The following is a 14222-nucleotide window of genomic DNA, read 5'->3' on the forward strand; positions in this document are numbered from 1 at the left end:
TCTTGCCTCATCGCAACCTCCTCGCCGTCGTCGCCTGGATGAGCGGCGCGCTCCTCGCCTTCTCCGCAACCGCCGTTGCGGTTCGTGCGCTCGCCCCGAGCTTCTCGGTTTTTGAAATGCTGGCTATGCGCAATGCCGCGGGCGTCGCGATCCTGCTTGCTCTTGCCGGCTTCAAGCCGAAGCTCCGAGCCGGCTTGAAGCCGCGGCGCTTCTCGCTTCATCTTGCCCGCAACGTGCTGCATTTCGCGGGCACCGATGGCTGGGCTTTCAGCCTCACGCTTCTGCCTCTCGCCACCGTCTTCGCGCTTGAATTCACCACGCCTGCATGGGTGGCATTGCTCGCCATTCCGCTGCTTCAGGAGCGGATGACCTGGGGCCGTTTCGTGGCTGTCTTGCTTGGGTTTGCGGGCGTTCTCATCATCCTTCGCCCAGGTGTGGAAACGCTGCAGCCAGCAAGCCTCCTGATGCTGGGTGTGGCCTTCGCCTTCGCTCTCGTGGCCATCATGACGAAGCGCCTGACGCGAACGGAGAGCACCTTCTCGATCCTCTTCTTCATGAATCTGCTGCAGCTGCCCATGAACCTCGCCGGCGTCAGCCGGGCCTTCTGGCTCGCGATCCAGCCGGTGCATATTCTGCCGCTTGTCGGCATCTGCGCGGGCGGCCTGCTTTCGCACTATTGTCTGACCAACGCCTATCGCCGAGGCGATGCCACCATGGTCGTGCCCCTCGACTTCATGCGCATTCCGCTGATCGCCTTTGTCGGCTGGCAGCTCTATGGTGAGCCGCTCGATCCTTATGTGTTTCTCGGCAGCGGCTGCATCGTCGGCGGCCTTCTCTACAGCCTGAACCGCGAGGCGAAATCGTCATGACCTGGTCGCCGCAGCAAGACGCCGCCTTGAAAGCCGTGGCCGATTGGCTCCGGCGTGGCGACCGTCCGGTCTTCCGCCTCTTCGGATATGCAGGAACCGGCAAGACGACGCTCGCCAGGCACATCGCCGAAGGTGTCGACGGCGAGGTGGCCTTCGGAGCCTATACGGGCAAGGCGGCGCTCGTGTTGAGAACGAAGGGCTGCACGGATGCGTCCACCATCCATTCCATGATCTATCGCTCGCGGGAGGGAGATGAGAACGGCCCGCAATTCGTCATCAATCGGCAGAGTCAGGCCGCCAAGTCCGATCTCATCGTGATCGATGAATGCTCGATGGTGGACGAGGAATTGGGGCGCGATCTTCTCTCCTTCGGCAAGCCGGTTCTCGTTCTCGGCGACCCGGCGCAATTGCCGCCGGTGAAGGGTGGAGGATTCTTCACCGAGGCCGAGCCCGACGTGATGCTCACCGAGGTTCACCGGCAGGCCAAGGACAACCCGATCGTTCACTTATCCATGCAGGTGCGTGAGGGCGGCAGGCTCGAGCCCGGCTCTTACGGCGAGAGCCGCATCATCCGTCGCCGCGAGATCGACGCCGCCACCGTGATGGCGGCCGATCAGGTGCTGGTGGGTCTCAACAAGACGCGACGCCTCTACAACACGCGCCTGCGCGAACTGAACGGCTATCGCGATCCGATGCCGGCCGCCGGCGAGAAGCTCGTGTGCCTGCGCAATGACAAGACCAAGGGGCTGCTCAATGGCGGTACCTGGAGCATCCAGGCACTGCGCGGCATTCGCAACGATTTCATCCGCATGGACGTCATTCCCGACGATGACGTGCGCCGGAAATCCGTCGAGGTCGCAGTCCATAAGGCCTTCTTCGAGGGCACGGAGGAAGAGGTGCCGTTCGTCCTGCGCCGCGAGTCCGACGAATTCACCTATGGCTATGCGCTGACCGTGCACAAAGCCCAGGGCTCGCAATGGGACGACCTCGTGCTCTTCGACGAATCCTATGCGTTCCGCGAGCACCGCAGCCGCTGGCTCTATACCGGCCTGACCCGCGCTGCCGACAGGGTGACCGTCGTCATGTGAGGCTCCGGCAGAAGGGTCTGCCGAACCCGTCAAGGAACCGGGGCCAAGCTCTCGTGCTTATACGTCAAGCTGAACCGTTCTCGACGAGGCTTGCACGATGCTGAAATGGGCCCTGATTTTTCTCGTGGTGTCGCTGGTCGCAGGAGCCTTGGGATTCACCGGTGTCGCTTCAGGCGCCAAGACGATCGCCAAGATCCTGTTCGTTCTTTTCCTTCTCGGCTTCATTCTTCTCATTCTTCTCGCTTGGGGCGCGGGCGAACTGCTGATGTAGGCCGGGAGGACGCGGCTATATGATGCGTTAAGCATGCGCTCAGCGCATGTGGTCCTTGCTTCCGGGGCCCTGCCTTCCGGCGTAGAGATCCTTATGAGAAGCGTCTCCCTTTTTTACGTTTCGGGGCGCCAAGTTGAAACAATCTGTCTCGGCGGCGCGTTGAAACCTTCATTCGTGAAAGAGACGCCATGAAACGCCGTGCTTTCCTCAAAGCCGCCACCCTCGGTGCGGCGGCGGGAGCCATCGCCAAACCGGCCATCGCCCAGTCGCAACCCGAGATCCGCTGGCGCATGACCTCCGCTTTCCCGAAATCTCTCGATACGCTCTTCGGCGGCGGTGAGACCTTCGCGAAGCTCGTGTCGGAGGCCACCGACGGCAAGTTCCAGATTCAGGCCTTCGCGCCGGGCGAGATCGTCGGCGCGCCGCAGGCGGCCGATGCGATTGCCGGCGGCACCGTCGAGATGGGGCATACCTGCTCCTATTACTATGTCGGCAAGGATCCGACCTTCGCGATCGGCACCAACCTGCCGTTCGGCCTGAACTCGCGCCAGACCAATGCCTGGCTCTATCACGGCGGCGGCAACGATCTGCTGAACGAATTCTATGCCAAGCACAACCTCTTTGCGTTGCCTGCCGGCAACACCGGCGCGCAGATGGGTGGCTGGTTCCGCAAAGAGATCAAGACCGTGCAGGATCTGCAGGGCCTGAAGATGCGCATCGCGGGCCTCGCAGGTCAGATCATGCAGAAGCTCGGCGTGGTGCCGCAGCAGATCGCAGGCGGCGATCTCTATCCGTCGCTCGAGCGCGGCACCATCGATGCCGCCGAATGGGTGGCTCCTTACGACGACGACAAGCTCGGTCTCAACAAGGTCGCGCCTTATTATTATTACCCGGGCTTCTGGGAAGGTGGGCCGGCGATCCACTTCTTCGTCAATCTGCAGAAGTGGAACGAACTGCCGAAATCCTATCAGGCGGCCATCCAGGCCGCCTCCGGCTATGTGAACGTGGATACGCAGGCCAAGTATGATGCCAAGAACCCGGCGGGTCTGCGCAACCTGATCGGCAACGGCGCACAGCTGCGTCCCTTCTCGCAGGAGATCATGGACGCCGCCTACAAGGCCGCCAACGAGATCTATGACGAGATCTCGGCCAAGAATGCCGACTTCAAGAAGATCTACGACAGCTACAAGGCATTCCGGGGCGAGGAATATCTCTGGTTCCAAGTGGCCGAATACGCCTACGACACCTTCATGGTCCGCGCCCGCGCTCGCGGCTGACTGGACTTCACCACAGAAAAAGGGCGGGCTTCATACCCGCCCTTTTCAGTTAGCGCATCGTGCGGACCCGCAGGGCCGCGTCAGTGAAAAGTGGACCCGGTTCTCCGCTCAGAGCGATGCGATGCTCTAGGCTTCATTGGCTCGGGAACGCCGAGGTGTCTCCACCTGCAAGCTTGGTGGCGTAATAAGCAATGGTTTGCGAATAGACCTGCGACTTGTTCCAGGCGCGGATCGCTTCGAAATTCTGCGAGCCGGGCTCCCAGCCGCTGCCCCTGACCCAGCCGTGACTTTTGAGATAATTGGCCGTTGAAGCCAGAACGTCAGCCGGAGAGTGGAGCAGGTCCGCGCGTCCATCCCCATCGAAGTCGACGGCATGTTTCACGTAGTTCGAAGGCATGAATTGTGTCTGCCCCATCTCGCCTGCCCATGCCCCACGCATCTCGGCAGGTGAGAGATCGCCGCGATCGACGATGCGCAGGGCATCGAAGAGGTGCGCCTGGAAGAATTCCGAGCGACGGCAATCATAGGCGAGAGTTGCGACCGAGCGGATGACGGGGAGGTTGCCTTTCACCGCGCCGAAATCCGTCTCAAGACCCCAGATCGCCACGAGCACGGGACCCGGCACACCGTAGCGCTGTTCGATCCGTGAGAGGGTCGCGGCATGTTTTTTAAGCATGTTCGCTCCACCTTTCAGGCGCGCGGGCGACACCATGCGTCCGGCAAATTGTTCAAAGCTCTGCTTGAACACACCCTGGCCACGATCTTTCCGGATGATGCTCTGATCGAATGTCACACCCGACAGGCTTCGTTTCACCGCCTCCGGTGAAATGCCCTGCGCGATGGCTTCCTGCTCGATATCCCCAAGCCATTTCTCGAATCCGGCGGGATCCCGGCAGGTGGCGGCCGTGGCATGTCCCGCCGTAAGAAGAAGAGTTGCAATGACCGAGGCGCGCAGCAAAGCCTGCATGAGTTCTCTCCCAGAATTGTTCAGCTGTGGAGCGAGGTAGGGTCATTGTCAGGCAACTCAAGGCCGCTGCGCTTCAGGCAACCTGCCGAGCTTTGAGGCGTTGCCATGAAGAGAGGCCGATCTGAAGGTAATCGGAAGAGATGAGACACTATCTTGCAGGGCTGTCGTGCGTGGGATTGGTGGCGGCCATTCTGTGCGGGATCCCGGGAGCCCAGGCCGCAAAGATCCCGTTGCAGGGTGCCTCCGGCTTTGGTGAATTCATGCGCATGCAGTTCGATCAGCAACTCCGACAGACTCGAGTCGCAGGTCACGTCGCCTCTCACCTGTGCTTCTCCTTCGCACTTCAGCAGGAATGGCGCTCCACGACGGGCGGCATGGAAACGCGCCTGAAGTCGGTGCTTTCTAATGCGGAGCTCAAGGTCAGTCTTCGCCCTGCACATGAGCTTCGCGGACTGCAGCAAGCTGATCTGGCGAGCCGGGATGCCGCCTTCCTTCAGCAGGATTATGAAAGCCTTCTCGGCCGTCCTGCCCAGTCTGTTTCCTTGGTGTCTCTCTCCCCGGAGACGACCCGATGGTCCGCAACGTGGGTCGATGCTCATCTTCCCTCCGGCCCGTTGACAGTCGAGGCGTTCATCGTCCCCCTTTCAGAGGAGTGGGTTCTTGAGCTTTCCTTCTCGAATGTCGCTGAGAAGGAAGAGTACGATTCTCTAGTGCGCAGCCTTCTGTCAGGCCTGAAGGTGCACCATGGACATATCTGCGGCAGCCAAATGGCTTTCTAAACCAGGGATACAGCGGCATCCGCCATGAAAACTCTCCTCCGTAACTCGCAAAAGGGAATGGATCGGTCTTCCCGCAAGAGCTCATTTCAAGTCGTGAGCCCTTGTTCTATGTAGAACCGTCATAGTCCCTCCTCGCACAAAGCCGGTTTCGTGCTCACCCGTTATACAAAGATAGTCCCTGCCAATTCTCCTCTCGCGATGGGGATGGCCGTCGGCTGTGTCACCGTTGCGACCGCTGTGCGCCTTGCCCTGACGGCTGTCATGGGCCCCACGGCCCCGTTCGTCACCATGTTCCCGGCCGTCCTGCTGGCTGCGGTCATCGGAGGTCTCTGGCCGGGCCTGCTGGCGATCGCCCTGAGCATTGCGGCAACCTGGTACTTCTTTTTTACGTCGGGCACGGGCTTCGGCTCTCTCTCGGCAGCGGATGTGACCAGTACTGTCTTGTTCACGCTGGGGGCGCTTCTGGTGGTTCTGGTCGCGACATCCATGAGGCGCGCGGTTGAGCGCCTGGGGGAGGCACAGGAGAAGCTCCTTGCAGCGCTTGATGTCTCCAACACCGGGACATGGCGATGGGACATCCAGAGAGACATCGTCGAGTGGGATCCGGCCATGGTCAATGTGTTCGGGCTCAGCCTGAAGAAGACACCGCGCAATCTGGAGGAGTTCGTCAGTCTCATTCACCCTGAGGATCGGGGCTACGCAAGGACCGTGATCGGGGATTCTATCAAGCATGGAAAGACGATTGAGTACGAGTTCAGGGCGGTTCTCCCTGAAGGGGAGGAGCGGTGGATCTATGATCGCAGCCGTCCCGTCTATGATCCTGAAGGAAAGCCGCTCTACATGATCGGGGCGTGTCTGGACATCACCCGCCGCAAGAAGGCGGAGGAGCGGCAATCGCTCCTGATTCATGAGCTCAATCACAGGGTCAAGAATACTCTGGCGACAGTGCAGTCCCTCGCGATCCAGACCATGCGCAGCAGCCCCGATCCTGAGGCGTTCCAGTCTAATTTCATGGCCCGCCTGATGGCGCTGTCCGCCACCCATGATCTGCTGACCCAAACCTACTGGGAGAGCGCGTCGTTGAGCGAAGTGATCGAGGCTGAACTTCGACCGCACGGAGGCATCGACCAAGAGCGCATCAAGGCTCGAGGAGACGCTGTCCGGCTCAAGCCTCAGCAGGCTCTCAGCCTCGGGCTGGCCTTCCATGAGCTGGCGACCAACGCCATCAAATACGGTGCATTGTCATCGCCTCAGGGGCAGCTCTCGATTACCTGGAATCTCAAGACGGACGCTGCCGGCGAACGCCAGCTCCTTATTCACTGGCATGAACAGGGCGGACCTCCGGTCGCGAAGCCCAAACGCCAGGGTTTTGGAACACGCCTCATCGACCGCAGCATCGTGCACGAGCTCGGCGGTCTCATCGAGGTCGATTATGCTTCCACCGGCCTGGAGTGCCGGATCAAGGTTCCCCTGGCCTCCTCTTAAGGATACGGATCATGGATGTGATTATCTACCACAATCCGCAATGCGGGACCTCGCGCAATACGCTGGGGCTGATCCGCAATGCCGGGATCGAGCCGCATATCGTCGAGTATCTGAAGACGCCACCCACCCGATTGCTCATGCGCCAGCTCATCACGCGCATGGGCCTGGGTGTGCGCGACGTCATCCGCGAAAAGGGGACGCCGTATCGCGAACTCGGGCTCGATGATCCGTCGTTGAGTGATGATCAGCTGCTCGATGCCATGATGGAACACCCCGTTCTCATCAACCGCCCCATCGTCGTCACCCCGCTCGGTGTGCGCCTCTGCCGTCCTTCCGAGACAGTGATCGATATCCTTCCGCCGCAATTGGGCGAGTTCCGGAAGGAAGATGGCGAGATCGTCGTGGACGCAGCAGGTCGTCGCGCTCGAACGGCCTGAGTCTCAAGACGCTTCAAGCTGCGTCCCGACAGGAACCGTAGGTTCCGGAACGAAGAGTTCCTTCTCGGCTTGGGGAGGGGATGCACGCATGAGGCTGCGATAGGCTCCCCAGATCGCCATGAGAGCCTGAGCCACGATGACAATATAGAGAAGTCCCAGGCGTCCGAACTCCGTCATCGCGAGGCCCGAAATGACAGGCCCGATGACGGAGCCCGCACCCTGGAGGATCAGAAGGCCGCCGGCTGCCGCCACAAACTCGCCGGGCCTGACCATGTCGTTCACATGCGCGGTGACGATGCTGTAGGTAGGGATCACGCTGCCGCCGAAAACCGCGACATAGATGAAGATCAGCCATGTCGGCACTGTCGGCGGCACGAAATGGATCAATGCCATCAGGATGGTGGCCGCCATAGCCGATGCGGCGATGATGACGTGGCGCCGGTCCATCCGGTCCGACAACCAGCCGAGCGGCCAGGTGGTGACGAAGCCTCCAAGCGTACCGCAGGCCATGAAGATTGCGATCTCCGCCGTGTTCAACCCGCGCTCCTGCGCCCAGATGGGGCCGAGCGCGAAGAACGAACTGGTGGTGATGCCGCAGAGGACGGCAGCCACCACGCCGAATGGCGATTGTCGGTAAAGCTGCATCAGGTTGATCCTGGTGTCGCCGACCGCATGGGCTGGTGCAACCGCTCGTGAGAGCGCGGTCGGCACGAGCGCGAGGCAGATGAGAACGGCGACAAAGCAGAACAGCCTGAATCCGGCTGGATCGCCGGTCGGAAGAAGCATTTGTCCGCCAATGCCTGCGATGAGCCCCGTCATCCCGTAAACACTGAGGATCTGCCCGCGTGCCTGGGCCGTAACGGAGGCATTGAGCCAGCTCTCGACGACGATGAAGAGCCCCGCGAAGCAGAAGCCTGTCACCGCACGGGCAGCGATCCAGACGATTGGGTTGATTACGAGAAGATGGAGAAGTGCGACGCTTGCCGCGATGGCAGCCAACGCCGCGAAGGCGCGCGTGTGTCCCACCTGCTGGATGACGCGTCCGGCCCAGAGAGAGCCCACGACGATGCCTGCCCAGAAGGCCGCGCCTACAGCGCCGATGATCGTGGGTGAGAACTGCTCGATGCTGCCGCGCACGCTCAGGAGAGTGCCCTGCAGAGTGTTGCCGATCTGCATGAGGGCATAGCCGAGAAGAAGCGCAACCAGGGTCGGCAGCACAGAGCGCATGGAGGTGGGCATGGGCTCTCCTGAAAAGGCGAGTTTCTTTGAGTTTGTCTTGTCAGGGTTCAACTCGCCAACCGTATACCCATGGCATGCCGAAGCCCGACGTGGGAGAAACGCCGTGCTTTGTGGAGACCGTTGGGAGACGAGCCCTGTGCCTGGATTGAACTCTGGCCGGGAGGTCGGGTTCCGAAGTTTGACAGGGCAGCAAAAAAGCCTGGCTCGATATCAAGCCAGGCTCATCAAGATGCGTGGAGGTGTGGGCCGAGTTTACGTATCCATCTTCAGCGCGGCGATGAAGGCTTCCTGCGGGATGTCGACCTTGCCATACTGGCGCATCCGCTTCTTGCCTTCCTTCTGCTTGTCGAGCAGCTTGCGCTTGCGGGTGGCGTCGCCGCCGTAGCACTTGGCGGTCACGTCCTTGCGGAGCGCGCGGATGGTTTCGCGGGCAATGATCTTGCCGCCGATGGCCGCCTGCACCGGGATCTGGAACATGTGCGGCGGGATGAGCTCCTTGAGCTTCTCGCACATGGCGCGGCCACGGCCTTCGGCGCGGGTGCGGTGCACGAGCATGGAGAGCGCATCCACCGGTTCGCCGTTCACCAGCACCGACATCTTCACGAGGTCGCCCTCGCGATAGTCGGAGATGTGATAGTCGAACGAAGCATAGCCCTTCGAGACCGACTTCAGGCGGTCGTAGAAGTCGAACACCACCTCGTTGAGAGGTAGGTCGTAGACAACCATGGCGCGCTTGCCGACATAGTTGAGATCGATCTGCACGCCGCGTCGATCCTGGCAGAGCTTGAGCACGGCGCCGAGATAATCGTCCGGCGTGAGGATCGTGGCGCGGATCCACGGCTCCTCGATGGCCTCGATCTTCATCACATCCGGCATGTCGGCCGGGTTGTGCAGCTCCTTCGCCGTGCCGTCGGCCATACGCAGGTGATAAACTACAGACGGCGCGGTGGAGATGAGGTCGAGGTTGAACTCGCGCTCCAGGCGCTCCTGAATGATTTCGAGATGCAGGAGGCCGAGGAAGCCGCAACGGAAGCCGAAGCCGAGAGCGGCCGAGGTTTCCATCTCGTAGGTGAAGCTCGCGTCGTTGAGGCGGAGCTTGCCCATGGCAGCGCGCAGGTTTTCGAAGTCGGCGGCATCCACGGGAAAGAGGCCGCAGAACACCACCGGCTGTACCGGCTTGAAGCCGGGAAGCGCCTCGGCGGTGGGCTTGCGGTCATCGGTGATGGTGTCGCCGACGCGGGTGTCGGCCACTTCCTTGATCGATGCGGTGAGGAAGCCGACCTCGCCAGGGCCGAGCACATCCACATCGGTCATCTTGGGCCGGAACACGCCAATCTTGTCGACACCGTAGGTCGCGCCGGTTCCCATCATCTTGATGGTCTGGCCCTTCTTCAGCGTGCCGTCGATGATGCGCACGAGCACGACCACGCCGAGATAGGCGTCGTACCAGGAATCGACCAGCATCGCCTTCAGCGGCGCTTCCTTGTCGCCCTTGGGCGGCGGCAGCTTCTGGACGATGGCCTCCAGCACGCCCTCGATGTTGAGACCGGTCTTGGCCGAGATCGGAACCGCGTCGGAGGCATCGATGCCGATCACCTCCTCGATCTGCTCCTTGATCCGGTCCGGATCGGCGGCGGGCAGGTCGATCTTGTTCAGGACAGTCACGATCTCGTGGTTGGCATCGATGGCCTGATAGACATTGGCGAGCGTCTGGGCCTCCACGCCCTGAGAGGCATCGACGACCAGCAGTGAACCTTCGCAGGCGGCGAGCGAACGGGAGACTTCATAGGCGAAGTCCACGTGGCCGGGGGTGTCCATGAGGTTCAGGATATAGGTCTTGCCGTCCTGAGCCTTGTATTCCAGGCGCACGGTCTGTGCCTTGATGGTGATGCCGCGCTCGCGCTCGATATCCATGCTGTCGAGCACCTGCTCCGTCATCTCGCGGGCGGAAAGCGCCCCCGTGGTCTGGATCAGGCGGTCGGCCAAGGTCGACTTGCCGTGGTCGATATGGGCCACGATGGAGAAATTGCGGATGTTGTCGAACGTACGTGCGGTCATCATGAAACTCAGGCGGGTCTGAAACCCTGTTGGCCGGGCAATAGCAGCCCGGCCTCATAAAGCCAAGGGAAGGCGGTGTCGCGTAGCCGTTCCGGGGTCGATTCGGGCCCTTCCGTGCACGGAGGCGAGCTTTGCCCCTTCTTTCTAGTGGGCACCCAGGGGCAACAGAGTGGCGCTGGCCTCGTTCAGGCCCGCGATCTCCACCGGAATATCGTGGTGGCGGAACTTCAGCACAACCCGGTCGAGGGCGTTGATGCCGATGATATCCCAGAAATGGAAGGCATGGACCTCGGTGACGATCCCTTCCTGGCCCTGCTCGCGGCAGTCAAAGGCGTGCTGGAAGGCCTCCACCGTGGCGAAAAAGATCTCGCGGTTCACTTGGCAGGTCCGCACGTCGCCTTCCCGGGCAGAGACCGGGATCATCTTACCCTATGCATTGCTCTGTCCGAAAGCTGAGCGGCACGCGGTTTGATGGTCGGATTCACCGGTCCCGATGCGACAAGCGCAGGTCGCGTGCCTGCGCTTGTCGTCAAGGATGGAAGATCAGCGAGCGCATTCCACGGGAACGCGCTGGTCGGTACCCGGAACAAGCACGGTGCGGCACGGGACGCCGTTGATGACGCGAATCTCATGCGGTGCGGCATTGGGGAAGGGCGAGGCCGGAGTGCCGGAGATGGGAGCACCAGGAATTCCAGGAGCGGGGGCAGCGAAAATGCTTCCAGTCGTCGCTGGCTCCATGCCGATCATGCCGGACGGGCCGGCGCATTGAACCGGGATGCGCTGGTTGGTTCCATGGTCGAGAACGGTGCGGCAGGGCACGCCGTTGATGATCTGAACTTCATGCGGAGCGGCATCCGGGAAGGGGGAGTTTGGCGTGCCGCTGACCTGTGCCTGCGCGAGGCCGATCGACCCAAGCATGATGAGACCAGCGCTGGCGATGAATGTAAATCTCTTCAAGGTAACCTCCTGTAGGATGGGGTCTTGCCCCTTTGGGACGGAGGTTTAACGCTTGCGATAAGGTTAGTTTCCTCTCTCACGGCAAAGTGTGGGAGACAGTGACTATCGCCCTTGCTCCAGAATGCGTGAGATCACCTTGGCCGTATAATCCACCATCGGCACGATACGGGCATAGTTGAGCCGTGTCGGGCCGATGACCCCGAGAACGCCGACGATCTTCTGGCTGCCGTCCCGGAAGGGGGCTGCGATCATCGAGGAGCCGGAAAGCGAGAACAGCTTGTTTTCAGAGCCGATGAAGATCCGCACGCCTTCGCCCCCCTCGGCGCGGCTCAAAAGGTCGATCACGTCGGTCTGGGTTTCGAGATCGGAGAAGAGCAGGCGGATGCGCTCCAGGTCTTCCACCGCCTTCAGGTCGTCGAGCAGGTTCGCCTGGCCGCGCACGATGAGCTGGCGCGATTCCGCCGGGCCTACGGTGGTGGCAAGACCTGCCTCCACGAGCTTGGCGGTGAGCGCGTCGAGCTCGCGCTCCATCTCCCCGCGGCGGGTTTCGATCTCGCGCTTGAGATCACCCAATGTCTTGCCCTGAATGCGGGCATTAAGGAAGTTTCCTGCCTCCACCAGGGCGCCGGCGGGCAGGCCTGCGGGCAGATCGAGGAGGCGGTTCTCGACGGAGCCGTCCTCCGACACCAGCACCACGAGGGCGCGGGTGGGATCGAGTCGAACGAATTCGATGTGCTTGAGGCTGGCATTGGATTTCGATGTCAGCACCACGCCCGCGCCACGCGAGACGCCCGACAGAAGCGCCGAAGCCTCGGCGAGCGCCGTTTCCATGGTGTGGCCGGAAGCGGCCGCGCGCATCTGGGCCTCGATCCGCGCCCTCTCGTCGGCGGTCACGTCGCCGATTTCCATCATGGCGTCCACGAAGAAGCGCAGGCCGATTTCCGTGGGCAGGCGTCCGGCGCTGGTATGCGGCGCAAAGATCAGGCCCGCCGCCTCCAGATCCGCCATCACGTTGCGGATCGAGGCGGGGGAGAGCGTCATCGGCAGGATGCGGGAGAGATGGCGCGAGCCGACGGGTTCGCCGGTCACGAGATAGCTCTCGACGATCTGGCGGAAAATCTCGCGGGAACGGTCGTTCAGCTCCGCAATGGCGCGGGTGTCCGACAGGTTCGAGAAGGAGCCGTTGGCGTGCATGCGATGGGTTCTACGCTTTCACAATTCCACCCTGCAAGTGGTCATTATGTGCGGGTGAACGGTGCTTTAGGCAAGGCTTTCGCTTGCCTAAACCGCCTCCTGGCCCCAAAGAGGCTTCAAACAAGCCTGATGGAGAAACGAACATGCGTCCTTCCAACCGCGCCCCCGACGAATTGCGTCCCGTCACCCTGGAGCGAAGCGTCGCGCGCTATGCGGAAGGCTCCTGTCTCGTGACCTTCGGCAACACCAAGGTGCTCTGCACCGCTTCGCTCGAGGAGAAAGGTCCGCCGTGGCTGCGCGGCACCGGGAGGGGCTGGGTGACGGCGGAATATTCCATGCTGCCCCGCGCCACGCATGAGCGCACCAAGCGCGAGGTCAATTCCGGCAAGCCCTCCGGCCGGACGCAGGAGATTCAGCGCCTCATCGGCCGCTCGCTGCGCGCCGTGGTGAACCTGCCGGCCATCGGCGAGCGGCAGATCGTGCTCGATTGCGACGTGATCCAGGCCGACGGCGGCACGCGCACGGCCTCCATCACCGGCGCCTGGGTCGCCCTACACGAGTGCTTCACCTGGATGCAGAACCGCTCGATCATTTCCATCAACCCGCTGCGCGAGCCCGTCGCCGCCATTTCCTGCGGCATCTATCAGGGCCAGCCGGTGCTCGATCTCGATTACGCGGAGGATTCCGCCGCCGAGACGGATGCCAACTTCGTCATCACGGGTTCCGGCGGCATCGTCGAGGTGCAGGGCACGGCGGAAGGAAAGCCCTTCTCCGAAGAGGAATTCCTGAACCTCCTGCGTCTCGCCAAGGCGGGCGTGACGCAACTCGTGGAGCTGCAGAAGAAGGCCGTGGCGTGATGCAGCACCGTCCTCTTACCGGCAAGGTCGTCATTGCCACCCACAATGCAGGCAAGCTGCGTGAGATGCAGGAGCTGCTCGCTCCCTTCGGCGTGGAGGCCGTGTCGGCGGGCGAGCTCGGCCTGCCGGTTCCCGACGAGACGGGTCACATGTTTGCAGAGAATGCTGCCATCAAGGCACACGCTGCGGCGAAAGCCACGGGCCTTCCCGCGCTCTCCGACGATTCCGGATTGTGCGTCCACGCGCTCGACGGCGCACCGGGGTTGTTCACGGCGGATTGGGCCGGTCCCAAGAGGGATTTCTACGCTGCCATGGAGCGGGTGCATCACGAGATGGAAAAGCGCGAAGCGACCGACAAGCGCGCTCACTTCGTCTCAGCTCTCGTCATCGCCTGGCCCGATGGGCATGAGGAGCTGTTCGAGGGCCGCGTGTTCGGCGAGGTGGTCTGGCCCCCGCGCGGCGAGAAGGGTTTCGGCTACGATCCCATGTTCCAGCCGGACGGTTTTACGCAGACCTTCGGCGAGCTGTCATCGGAGGAAAAGCACGGCATCGACTGGTCGAAGCCGGAGCCGGAAGGTCTCTCCCACCGGGCGCGCGCTTTCCTCAAGCTCGCGGCGGGGTGTTTGCGAAGGGCTTAGCGCCACCTCTCGTCATCATCGGCCTTGTGCCGGTGATCTTAGTAACAACTTGCCTCTGCTCTCCTCAGGATGAGGACAATGGGGCTGGAAACGAGATGGCCGGGAC

Annotated in this window: 15 protein-coding genes; 9 read left to right on the plus strand and 6 right to left on the minus strand. The window is 62.0% G+C overall.

Annotated elements, in window-relative coordinates; all coding sequences use genetic code 11:
- Positions 1 to 2 precede the first annotated feature (2 nt).
- The 4 genes from ACUXUR_RS09890 to ACUXUR_RS09905 all read left to right on the plus strand — a co-directional run bounded on the left by ACUXUR_RS09890 (position 3) and on the right by ACUXUR_RS09905 (position 3505).
- Positions 3 to 869 carry a DMT family transporter gene (locus ACUXUR_RS09890; protein ID WP_445502183.1) on the plus strand — a complete coding sequence of 289 codons (867 nt, stop codon included), beginning with the start codon at positions 3 to 5 and terminating at the stop codon, positions 867 to 869.
- Positions 866 to 1957, plus strand: coding sequence for an ATP-dependent DNA helicase (locus ACUXUR_RS09895; protein WP_445502184.1), 1092 nt, complete (start codon positions 866 to 868; stop codon positions 1955 to 1957). Before ACUXUR_RS09890 ends, ACUXUR_RS09895 begins: the two co-directional genes overlap by 4 nt.
- Positions 1958 to 2054: 97 nt before the next feature.
- Positions 2055 to 2228 (plus strand): DUF1328 domain-containing protein, encoded by a 174-nt coding sequence (locus ACUXUR_RS09900; protein WP_445502185.1) that lies wholly within the window; start codon positions 2055 to 2057, stop codon positions 2226 to 2228.
- 188 nt (positions 2229 to 2416) lie between these two features.
- Complete coding sequence (locus tag ACUXUR_RS09905; RefSeq protein WP_445502186.1) at positions 2417 to 3505, plus strand: TRAP transporter substrate-binding protein; 1089 nt, start codon at positions 2417 to 2419, stop codon at positions 3503 to 3505.
- Between the two features lie 133 nt (positions 3506 to 3638).
- Here ACUXUR_RS09905 and ACUXUR_RS09910 read toward each other — a convergent pair whose 3' ends face one another.
- Positions 3639 to 4472, minus strand: coding sequence for a lytic murein transglycosylase (locus tag ACUXUR_RS09910; RefSeq protein WP_445502187.1), 834 nt, complete (start codon positions 4470 to 4472; stop codon positions 3639 to 3641).
- Positions 4473 to 4612: 140 nt separating this feature from the next.
- Between ACUXUR_RS09910 and ACUXUR_RS09915 the strand changes: the two genes are divergently transcribed.
- The 3 genes from ACUXUR_RS09915 to arsC all read left to right on the plus strand — a co-directional run bounded on the left by ACUXUR_RS09915 (position 4613) and on the right by arsC (position 7173).
- Complete coding sequence (locus ACUXUR_RS09915; RefSeq protein WP_445502188.1) at positions 4613 to 5251, plus strand: hypothetical protein; 639 nt, start codon at positions 4613 to 4615, stop codon at positions 5249 to 5251.
- 204 nt (positions 5252 to 5455) lie between these two features.
- Entirely contained in the window at positions 5456 to 6736 is a 1281-nt protein-coding gene (locus ACUXUR_RS09920; RefSeq protein ID WP_445502189.1) for an HWE histidine kinase domain-containing protein, read from the plus strand.
- A gap of 11 nt (positions 6737 to 6747) precedes the next feature.
- A complete protein-coding gene (arsC, locus tag ACUXUR_RS09925) occupies positions 6748 to 7173 on the plus strand; it encodes an arsenate reductase (glutaredoxin) (protein ID WP_445502190.1) in 426 nt (141 codons plus the stop codon).
- A 3-nt stretch (positions 7174 to 7176) separates the two neighbouring features.
- On the opposite strand, the gene ACUXUR_RS09930 is transcribed toward arsC, so the two are convergent.
- From ACUXUR_RS09930 to hrcA, 5 genes are all read right to left on the minus strand, one after another.
- On the minus strand, positions 7177 to 8412 hold the full coding sequence (locus tag ACUXUR_RS09930; protein WP_445502191.1) for an MFS transporter: 1236 nt from the start codon (positions 8410 to 8412) through the stop codon (positions 7177 to 7179).
- 252 nt (positions 8413 to 8664) lie between these two features.
- The gene (gene lepA, locus ACUXUR_RS09935; RefSeq protein WP_445502370.1) at positions 8665 to 10470 is read right to left on the minus strand and encodes a translation elongation factor 4; all 1806 of its coding nucleotides are present in this window, start codon (positions 10468 to 10470) and stop codon (positions 8665 to 8667) included.
- A gap of 144 nt (positions 10471 to 10614) precedes the next feature.
- Positions 10615 to 10893, minus strand: a complete 279-nt coding sequence (locus tag ACUXUR_RS09940) for an STAS domain-containing protein (protein ID WP_445502192.1) — start codon at positions 10891 to 10893, stop codon at positions 10615 to 10617.
- A gap of 120 nt (positions 10894 to 11013) precedes the next feature.
- Positions 11014 to 11427, minus strand: a complete 414-nt coding sequence (locus ACUXUR_RS09945; RefSeq protein ID WP_445502193.1) for a hypothetical protein — start codon at positions 11425 to 11427, stop codon at positions 11014 to 11016.
- Positions 11428 to 11529: 102 nt separating this feature from the next.
- The gene (gene hrcA, locus ACUXUR_RS09950; protein ID WP_445502194.1) at positions 11530 to 12621 is read right to left on the minus strand and encodes a heat-inducible transcriptional repressor HrcA; all 1092 of its coding nucleotides are present in this window, start codon (positions 12619 to 12621) and stop codon (positions 11530 to 11532) included.
- Positions 12622 to 12764: 143 nt separating this feature from the next.
- On the opposite strand from hrcA, the gene rph reads away from it, so the two are divergent.
- A complete protein-coding gene (gene rph, locus ACUXUR_RS09955) occupies positions 12765 to 13478 on the plus strand; it encodes a ribonuclease PH (protein ID WP_445502195.1) in 714 nt (237 codons plus the stop codon).
- Positions 13475 to 14116: an RdgB/HAM1 family non-canonical purine NTP pyrophosphatase gene (gene rdgB / locus ACUXUR_RS09960; RefSeq protein ID WP_445502196.1), complete on the plus strand. Its 642-nt coding sequence runs from the start codon at positions 13475 to 13477 to the stop codon at positions 14114 to 14116. The genes rph and rdgB overlap by 4 nt, the downstream gene beginning before the upstream one ends.
- The last annotated feature ends 106 nt before the right edge of the window (positions 14117 to 14222 follow it).

Source organism: Microvirga medicaginis (assembly GCF_052658925.1).

Coding starts and splice junctions, on each gene's coding strand:
- arsC (WP_445502190.1), top strand. CDS start 6,748: ATGGATGTGATTATCTACCACAATCCGCAATGCGGGACCTCGCGCAAT.
- ACUXUR_RS09910 (WP_445502187.1), bottom strand. CDS start 4,472: ATGCAGGCTTTGCTGCGCGCCTCGGTCATTGCAACTCTTCTTCTTACG.
- ACUXUR_RS09905 (WP_445502186.1), top strand. CDS start 2,417: ATGAAACGCCGTGCTTTCCTCAAAGCCGCCACCCTCGGTGCGGCGGCG.
- ACUXUR_RS09900 (WP_445502185.1), top strand. CDS start 2,055: ATGCTGAAATGGGCCCTGATTTTTCTCGTGGTGTCGCTGGTCGCAGGA.
- ACUXUR_RS09920 (WP_445502189.1), top strand. CDS start 5,456: ATGGCCGTCGGCTGTGTCACCGTTGCGACCGCTGTGCGCCTTGCCCTG.
- ACUXUR_RS09895 (WP_445502184.1), top strand. CDS start 866: ATGACCTGGTCGCCGCAGCAAGACGCCGCCTTGAAAGCCGTGGCCGAT.
- hrcA (WP_445502194.1), bottom strand. CDS start 12,621: ATGCACGCCAACGGCTCCTTCTCGAACCTGTCGGACACCCGCGCCATT.
- lepA (WP_445502370.1), bottom strand. CDS start 10,470: ATGACCGCACGTACGTTCGACAACATCCGCAATTTCTCCATCGTGGCC.
- rph (WP_445502195.1), top strand. CDS start 12,765: ATGCGTCCTTCCAACCGCGCCCCCGACGAATTGCGTCCCGTCACCCTG.
- ACUXUR_RS09940 (WP_445502192.1), bottom strand. CDS start 10,893: ATGATCCCGGTCTCTGCCCGGGAAGGCGACGTGCGGACCTGCCAAGTG.
- ACUXUR_RS09915 (WP_445502188.1), top strand. CDS start 4,613: ATGAGACACTATCTTGCAGGGCTGTCGTGCGTGGGATTGGTGGCGGCC.
- ACUXUR_RS09930 (WP_445502191.1), bottom strand. CDS start 8,412: ATGCCCACCTCCATGCGCTCTGTGCTGCCGACCCTGGTTGCGCTTCTT.